General features: G+C 57.7%; 11 protein-coding genes. 4 read left to right on the forward strand and 7 right to left on the reverse strand.

Features of this window, described 5'->3' with window-relative positions:
- Nucleotides 1-83: 83 nt before the first annotated feature.
- The 7 genes from H146_RS21185 to H146_RS0102150 form a co-directional block, all read right to left on the reverse strand.
- Complete coding sequence (locus tag H146_RS21185) at nucleotides 84-224, reverse strand: hypothetical protein (RefSeq protein ID WP_019950192.1); 141 nt, start codon at nucleotides 222-224, stop codon at nucleotides 84-86.
- A 38-nt stretch (nucleotides 225-262) separates the two neighbouring features.
- Nucleotides 263-754, reverse strand: coding sequence for a hypothetical protein (locus H146_RS0102125; protein ID WP_019950193.1), 492 nt, complete (start codon nucleotides 752-754; stop codon nucleotides 263-265).
- Between the two features lie 93 nt (nucleotides 755-847).
- Nucleotides 848-1,186 carry a hypothetical protein gene (locus H146_RS0102130; protein WP_019950194.1) on the reverse strand — a complete coding sequence of 113 codons (339 nt, stop codon included), beginning with the start codon at nucleotides 1,184-1,186 and terminating at the stop codon, nucleotides 848-850.
- Between the two features lie 2 nt (nucleotides 1,187-1,188).
- Nucleotides 1,189-1,926, reverse strand: a complete 738-nt coding sequence (locus tag H146_RS0102135; protein WP_019950195.1) for a hypothetical protein — start codon at nucleotides 1,924-1,926, stop codon at nucleotides 1,189-1,191.
- A gap of 185 nt (nucleotides 1,927-2,111) precedes the next feature.
- Nucleotides 2,112-2,324, reverse strand: coding sequence for a hypothetical protein (locus tag H146_RS0102140; RefSeq protein WP_019950196.1), 213 nt, complete (start codon nucleotides 2,322-2,324; stop codon nucleotides 2,112-2,114).
- Between the two features lie 397 nt (nucleotides 2,325-2,721).
- Entirely contained in the window at nucleotides 2,722-4,074 is a 1,353-nt protein-coding gene (locus H146_RS0102145; RefSeq protein ID WP_019950197.1) for a Y-family DNA polymerase, read from the reverse strand.
- The gene (locus tag H146_RS0102150; RefSeq protein WP_019950198.1) at nucleotides 4,071-4,523 is read right to left on the reverse strand and encodes a LexA family protein; all 453 of its coding nucleotides are present in this window, start codon (nucleotides 4,521-4,523) and stop codon (nucleotides 4,071-4,073) included. The genes H146_RS0102145 and H146_RS0102150 overlap by 4 nt, the downstream gene beginning before the upstream one ends.
- 197 nt (nucleotides 4,524-4,720) lie before the next feature.
- On the opposite strand from H146_RS0102150, the gene H146_RS21190 reads away from it, so the two are divergent.
- From H146_RS21190 to H146_RS18180, 4 genes are all read left to right on the forward strand, one after another.
- The gene (locus H146_RS21190) at nucleotides 4,721-4,858 is read left to right on the forward strand and encodes a hypothetical protein (protein WP_019950199.1); all 138 of its coding nucleotides are present in this window, start codon (nucleotides 4,721-4,723) and stop codon (nucleotides 4,856-4,858) included.
- Nucleotides 4,859-4,990: 132 nt separating this feature from the next.
- On the forward strand, nucleotides 4,991-5,359 hold the full coding sequence (locus H146_RS0102160) for a hypothetical protein (RefSeq protein WP_156826661.1): 369 nt from the start codon (nucleotides 4,991-4,993) through the stop codon (nucleotides 5,357-5,359).
- A 505-nt stretch (nucleotides 5,360-5,864) separates the two neighbouring features.
- A complete protein-coding gene (locus H146_RS0102165; protein WP_019950201.1) occupies nucleotides 5,865-6,704 on the forward strand; it encodes an alpha/beta fold hydrolase in 840 nt (279 codons plus the stop codon).
- Nucleotides 6,705-6,790: 86 nt separating this feature from the next.
- Nucleotides 6,791-7,199 (forward strand): nitrilase-related carbon-nitrogen hydrolase (locus tag H146_RS18180; protein ID WP_019950202.1); only part of this gene is annotated, 409 nt, incomplete at its 3' end.

Here is a 7,199-nt window from a genome sequence, read left to right on the forward strand (position 1 = left end):
GCTGGTTCGAGCCGCGTCGGGAATGACGGAGCACCCCGCACTAAAAGGGCCGCAATCGCGGCCCTCGGGGATTCAGCCTTTGGTCATGCAATGATCCTGGCGATCCAGTCGATCGCGCGATCGGTCAACGACGGCTTGCCGCGGTTCTCGCGACGCTGGTTCCAGACCATCACGAGGCAGATGGCCGCCATGGCGCCGAGCGGTGCAGTCAGCAGCAAGTCCATGTCGATACCTCACGGGTCCGGGGTGGGGCGAGAGCCCGCTATTGCTCAACTGCATAGCCCCACGCTCGATCGATATACCAGTTTGCGCTTTCATATTCCTCGAACACGCGAACGCTGAATACCCGAGCGGCAAGAGGAGGTATATCGACGTCAATGTTGTAATGGTAGGTCGTCGGCTTGTCCTGGTTTACCGTCTCAGGATCAGTTACCAGGATGCGAAGACGGGTGATGTGATACAAGCTGTTGCCATTGTAGAGGGTTCCATCGAGGTCGCCTTGAAAAAAACTGGCTCGGCCATTGAGGTCGGAAATAACAAGGTCCATCAGCTGCTTGCTGTTTGGCGCTTCCCCGAATCTCCGTCGGCAATAGCTGAATACGCCAGGAGCGGCTTCCCCGGCCTCTTTGACGCCCTCCATGATGCATCCCTGTTCGGAAAAATTGGGTGAAACTTCCTGGTAGGCGAAGACCAGGCTTGCGATCAAGATTCCTGCGCCCGCCATTGCTGCTGCAACCCCTTGCGCCTTCCCCATGCTGCCTCCCCGTATTGTAAGTATTGATCAACCATCACTGGTTCAGCGTTTCGGCCGCCACTGCCAGCCATCCCTTCATGCGTCCCCCTTGTCTTATAGCTCTCCGATTTTCTGGTGCAGGGTCTTGGCTTTCGATAATGCCGCCTTGGCTCTCGATGCGGAGACTTGTTCACCAAGATGGTAGTCGGCGGCAACCCGGTCAGAAAAAAGACTGCCCAACGCGTTATGAATCGTCGGGTGCTGCCCTTGAAAAGCGCTGATGACTCGCTCATGAGTATTGCCGGCCCCTTGAAGCCCGAGGCGATTAACAGCATTGCGAGCTGGGTAGAACGTGGAATAATAGCTGCGACCTATTGATGCTCGGTAGGCGGCTTCTGAATCGTGATTTTTGTAGATCCGATACGCCAGGTCCAGAACGTCCTCAGGCTGCATGCTCACTCCGCTGGTACCGGGCTAATGATGACGGCTTGAGAAACCTCCTGCGGGATGCCTGTTCGATCGATATCGCTCATTGCCCAGAGGATATCTCCGAACTCATCAGGATCGGCTGGCACTGACACTTGAATAATCACTTTGTCCAGCATTTCGGGGTACGCGGCATGACCGATCACCATGGCTCGGCGCTTGTCTCGAAGCCATGGATCAGCAGCACACAAGGCTCGCATCACGTACTCTTGCACATCCTCATCTTTCAGACCCATATCGGAGATGCGCAGCATTGCCCCGATAGTTCCGTCCATATGACTGATGCGGTCAGTGTTGGTGAGCATGTCCTTTATCTCCGTGCATATCTCTAGCGCACATGAGAAGGCCGCCAAGACGAAGGCGAAGTGCCGGTCCTCTTCGGTTGTGACTAGACCTTGATCCAAGGCCCAGCGCAGCGCTTTGCGCGTCTCATGGAAGTTTAGCGATGCCTGCGCTGCGCCCGCGTAGCGAAGAGCGGTTGAAAGGCCGAAGCCACCTGCCGCCTTAAGCCAATCGCGCGCTTCGGGGTATCGACCCCAGATGGCATAGAGATACGCCATATCCAGGCTCTTTTCATACTCATTCGGCAGCTTGCGAACCTCTAACTCTAGTCGTCGAAGCTCAAACTCAGGGATCTGCTCCCCGCGCTCAATGAGATCGAGGAATCTATCGCCAATGAAATCTGACTTGGTTCTGGGCTGGGCCATCAGTGCTCTGCCGCTGAAATATGGTTGTCGAGTATAGCGTTGCCGGGAAGACGAGGCTAATCGCCGTCCGGTTTGAGTCGCTGCATTGCCTCAAGCGCGATCTGGATGCTTTTGGACTGCTGACGCCGTTGAGCGTGGCTGCATAACCAGAGAAGCCGCCCCTGAACCGGGCGGCTTTTTTGTCGCTATCGCCGCCCGCCACCGCCGGCGAAGAACGCCAGCATGATCAGGCCGCCGATTGCCAGCTCCGGTATCATGATAATCACCAAAAACAGCGGTATGCCGGCAAGGCTGAGCAATAACCAGACTTCGAACGTCTGGTAGCGGGGCGGCACGCCTGTCATGGCAAGGCCGCCGAGCATCAGCAGTGTCACTGCGCCGAGGAAGATGTCGATCATGTCCATGATAGAAGAATAAGATGGCAGGAATTGATTTGTGAGGGCCTGGCGGAGGGGCCAGACAAGGCTTGGTGGCAGGATAAAACTGCGCCGTAACGCATTGATTTATATGTGCTGCGAAGGCCCTGCATGCCGATACCACGACATAACAAAAACCTTTTAAAAACATAAGGATAGACGGACAAACGACGCGATAATGGGGTTGTGGAGGTCGCTGGTTCGAATCCAGTCGTCCCGACCACAGGATATGAAAAAGCCGCTTCGGGTAATGCCGAAGCGGCTTTTTTAATGCCTTATAAAGTCGAAAATGATATTTTTCGACAGAAAAAATCTCTTGAAGTCAATGCCTTGATGTTGAGTAAGGCGCTGCACGTCCTGCTCGTTCAGCCTACCCTGATCACTCAAGCGTCACTTTGGGAATTTCCTCCAGCCGAGTGGTCCAGCGATTGGAACAGTAGCGGCTGCGCAGCCACCAGTCGGGCTCTTCGCCGCGAGTGTTGCTGCGACGCTCCTTATCTGTCGAGGTATTGCGTCGTAACCCGATACGCTGGCAATATCCCACGGTGACCGCATCCTTTCCAAAACGCCGGTTGAGACTGTCCAGGGTGGTCATCAGCTTTTCGCTGCGCTGACGCTGGTTGTCATCGCGCTTCGCCTGGAAGGCGTCAAGCTGCCGGCCGTGGCGGTCGACCAGGTCCATCAGCAGCACCCCGCTTTTGTGGTAGCGCACGCCTTCCTGCCGGATAGCGTCCAACTCCCGGCGCACTGCCCGCACAATCTCGAAAGTGTCATCGGTGGGCCAGGGCAGGGCGATAACCTTTGAATCGCGGTGCTGGGCAACCCCTTCGGCAAATTTGTTGGTGCGCAGCGTTATCATCACCGCACTGGCAAGACTGCCCTGGCGGCGCAGCTTCTCGGCACCGCGGGAGGCATGTGCCATTAACGAGGCCATGATCTGGTCGCGATCGGCGGTCATTTTGCCAAACGAGCGGCTGGTCATGATCATCTTTTTGCCCTCACTGTCATCGATCATGTCGATGCAGTGAAGACCGCCCAGCTCGCGCAGAGTGCGCTCCAGCACTACCGAGAAACGCCGGCGGATCAGCGTCGGGTCGGCAGTGGCCAGATCGAGCGCTGAGCGGATATCCATCTCCTGCAGTCGCGCACTGACGCGTCCGCCGATACCCCAGACGTCACTGACCAGCGTACGCGCCAGCAGCGCTCGGCTGTCGGCGCGCACGGGCCCGTTGATCACGCTGACGCCATTGGTCGCCGGATGACGTTTGGCATGGCGATTGGCGAGCTTGGCCAAGGTGCGGCTGGGGCCACAGCCGACCGATACCTGAAGGCCGGTCCAGCGCTTGACCTTGTCGCGCAGGCGATGGCACTCGGCCTCGAGTCGTTCGCCGCCAAGGCCGGCCAGCTCTACCCAACTTTCGTCAATACTGTAGGGCTCTACCAGCGGCGTTGATTCGCGCAGTACGGCCAACACCCGTCGGCTCATATCGCCGTAGAGTTCGTAGTTGGAGGATTTAAGCACCAGTCCCTGTCGATAGGCGCTGCGCGGAATATGATGGAGCGGAGTGCCCATGGCGATACCCAGCGCCTTGGCCTCCTCGGAGCGGGCGATCACGCAGCCGTCGTTGTTGGAGAGTACCACCAGTGGCACGCCCTGAAGCTGCGGGTCGAATACCCGCTCGCAGCTGGTATAGAAGTTATTGCAGTCGACCAGCGCAATCGGGGCTTTCATCGCCTGAAGCGCCGGATCAGACTGGTGACCACGCCCCAGAGGCGAATATCCTGCGTCGCCAGAGGAATGGGCGCGTAGGCCGGGTTGGCGCTGTGCAGGCGAGGGCAGCCGTGCTGCGTGCGCAACTCCTTGACCACCATCTCACCATCGATCACCGCGATGACGATGTCGCCGTGGCGCGGTTCCGGCGAACGGTCGACCACCAGCAGGTCGCCGCTCTGTATGCCTGCGCCGTCGGCGGTCTGCATGGAGTCACCGGTTGCGGTAACAAGGTAGGTCGCAGCGGGATGTGGAATCAGCGTGTGGTTCAGATCAATGGTGTCGCTCACGTAGTCCTGCGCCGGCGATGGAAAACCGGCAATACCGGCGCGCGCCGAAATCTCGGCAAGCGGCAGCAGACACTCGAGCGGATCGATGCTAGCCGGTACCGGGCGAGAGACGTGAAGCATGGTATCTCCTGAATGATGTCGTACGGCGCTTCTACCTTGAGTATGTATATATATACAGTAAAGAAAATGGTTCGCCAATATCACCTGACAGTCAATTCGACCAAACAACCAGCCGCCTCATACCCCATGCGACCGGAAGTGCTTCACGAGGGCGCCTCTGCTTGAATCACACCATGAATGAATAACGGAGATAAGCGATGAAAAAACTGCCCGGTATGCTGATAGGTACCCTGACAGGGCTTTTGATCTGGATGCCGACGCAAATGGTTGCCCCGGCAGTTCTATTCGGCATCGTAGCCGGCGTGGTCTGGGATCTATGGCGCCAGCGTGGGTAGCGGCAGAACGTGCATTGTTGACACTTCGAATTCCTCATCTTCGCGGTTATGCTGTGGCCACGTCGAGGCGCCTGCCTCGACGCCGATTTAACGATCTTCATGGGCTGTATTGCCAAAACGAGAGAGCACAAGGTGGCATTTCAATTTAAAAACGTCGTGATGAGTGTGGGAGCGGCGCTTGCCGCGGTTTCGCTGAGCGGCTGCTCGCTACTGCAGTTTCTGCACAGCGAAGCGCAGCCGGCGCAGAATGAAGCCGTGGCGCAGGAAGCACCGAAGCTGGTGGGGTACAAGGGCATGCGGATGTGTCAGCCCTATCAGGATGGCATGTGGGGAAGCTTCATGATGGTCGGCACGGTTGTCTCGATCGACTCTCCGTGGAACATGCATATCAACGTACTGCGCGCCGAGTCGATGGACAATTCTTCGATCGAAATGACCGGCTATCCGCGTCTGATCGTTGATCAGCGTCAAAAGTGGTATCCCTGTGAAGGTCGAACATGATCGCACTTCAAAACTATTCATTGGGCCGATAAGCAAATTCAAGCCAAAACCCTTCGAAAGGCCGGGTATAGTGTTTGCCACATAGAGGACTGCTTGATGAGGAGCAGTAGAGGACAGCCGGCCTGACACCGACAGCTGTCCTCGGTATCGCGGCCGCCCATAAATGGGCGGCTTTTTTTCGTCTGTATACCGCCTTGTCGTGCAGGTGGCATCAATATGAGCAGAAGCGGACAGGGATCGCCGAAAGCATGCAAATAAAAATATTTCTCTTTTGCATTGATTTCTCTTTCGCCATCCCGCACAGTGGTTTCCAGGCGTTCACAGCGTCTGGTTCATTGCGGTATGTCAGGTACCGTTATGGATTCTCTCCTCATCAGGTCCTTCACCGCCTCCCTTGTGGAGGCGGCTTTTTTCATGGCCAGCGATCTTCGTATGCCGTGCAACCCGTCGAGCGCTGGACTACCCTGGAAAGCGCTACTGCCTGCATCTCGCCAAGGAGGAGACCATGGCCTACGCCAACGTGGTGGACAGCCGTAACAACGCTATCGATCTTTACTATCAGGACTGTGGTGAAGGACCCGTGGTGGTACTGATTCACGGCTGGCCTCTGAGCCATCGCATGTGGGAATATCAGATCAACGCCCTGACCGAGGCCGGCTATCGCTGCATCGCCTATGATCGTCGCGGCTTCGGCGACTCCGCCATGCTCTGGAACGGCTACGACTACGATACCTTCGCTTCCGATCTGGAAGGGCTGCTGGACTATCTCGACATCAACGAGGCCACCCTGGTGGGCTTTTCGATGGGAGGTGGCGAAGTGGCGCGCTATCTTGGCCGCTACGGCAGCAAGCGCATTCGATCAGCAGTACTGATTGCATCGGTCACGCCCTGGATGCTCAAAAGCGATGACAACCCCGAGGGGGTCGATCGGTCGGTCTTCGATGATATGCTGACCAACGTGAAAACGGATCGTCCCGGCTTTCTGGACGGCTTCGGCAAGCTGTTTGTCAACCACGACGGGGAGGCACCGACGCTCTCCGACGGGCTTCTGGCCTACAATCACAGCATCGCCTGCTTCGCTTCACCGCGCGCCACCCAGGAGTGCATTAAAGCGTTCGGTTTCACTGACTTTCGCGAAGACCTGCAGAAGATCGACGTGCCCACGCTGGTCATTCACGGCGACGCCGACCAGATCGTGCCACTGGAAACGAGCGGTCAGCGCGCCGCCGGGATGATCAAAAAGTCGCGGCTGGAGGTGATCAGTGGAGCGCCGCACGGGCTCAACTTCACCCACGCCGACGAGCTCAACAGGCTGCTTATCGACTTCCTGGGTGACGATCGCTGAAAAACGGGATCGCCGGGGTGTTATGATGCCGTCACTCCGGCGCGCTGAACAGCGTGTCTCTCGTCCAACGATGATGGATCAAGGTCATGAGTGAGCTGAGAACCACCCTGGTACAGGCCGATCTGCGCTGGGAGGAGATCGACACCAACTGCCAGCTGCTCGACGAGTGGCTGCAGGACATCACCGCAAGCGATCTGATCGTGCTGCCCGAGATGTTCGCCACCGGATTCACCATGGCGCCGGAACGCATGGCCGAGACCATGGAAGAGAGCCGCGCGGTGGCCTGGATGCAGCGCACCGCCGAGTCGCACGACGCCGTTGTAACCGGCAGCGTGGCGATCAGAGAGAATGGCCATCATTTCAACCGGCTGATCTGGGCACGCCCGGACGGCAGCATGGTCACCTACGACAAGCGCCATCTATTCCGCATGGGCGAGGAGAACGACCACTACGCCGCCGGCAATCAGCGCTGTATCGTCGAACTCAACGGCTTCC

It is taken from the genome of Kushneria aurantia DSM 21353, assembly GCF_000382245.1.
Taxonomy (GTDB): Bacteria; Pseudomonadota; Gammaproteobacteria; order Pseudomonadales; family Halomonadaceae; genus Kushneria; species Kushneria aurantia.

Bases quoted from the DNA above. Each gene is read 5' to 3' on its own strand.
- H146_RS21185 (WP_019950192.1), bottom strand. From the start codon at position 224: ATGGACTTGCTGCTGACTGCACCGCTCGGCGCCATGGCGGCCATCTGC.
- H146_RS0102125 (WP_019950193.1), bottom strand. From the start codon at position 754: ATGGGGAAGGCGCAAGGGGTTGCAGCAGCAATGGCGGGCGCAGGAATC.
- H146_RS0102130 (WP_019950194.1), bottom strand. From the start codon at position 1,186: ATGCAGCCTGAGGACGTTCTGGACCTGGCGTATCGGATCTACAAAAAT.
- H146_RS0102135 (WP_019950195.1), bottom strand. From the start codon at position 1,926: ATGGCCCAGCCCAGAACCAAGTCAGATTTCATTGGCGATAGATTCCTC.
- H146_RS0102140 (WP_019950196.1), bottom strand. From the start codon at position 2,324: ATGATCGACATCTTCCTCGGCGCAGTGACACTGCTGATGCTCGGCGGC.
- H146_RS0102145 (WP_019950197.1), bottom strand. From the start codon at position 4,074: ATGAAAGCCCCGATTGCGCTGGTCGACTGCAATAACTTCTATACCAGC.
- H146_RS0102150 (WP_019950198.1), bottom strand. From the start codon at position 4,523: ATGCTTCACGTCTCTCGCCCGGTACCGGCTAGCATCGATCCGCTCGAG.
- H146_RS21190 (WP_019950199.1), top strand. From the start codon at position 4,721: ATGAAAAAACTGCCCGGTATGCTGATAGGTACCCTGACAGGGCTTTTG.
- H146_RS0102165 (WP_019950201.1), top strand. From the start codon at position 5,865: ATGGCCTACGCCAACGTGGTGGACAGCCGTAACAACGCTATCGATCTT.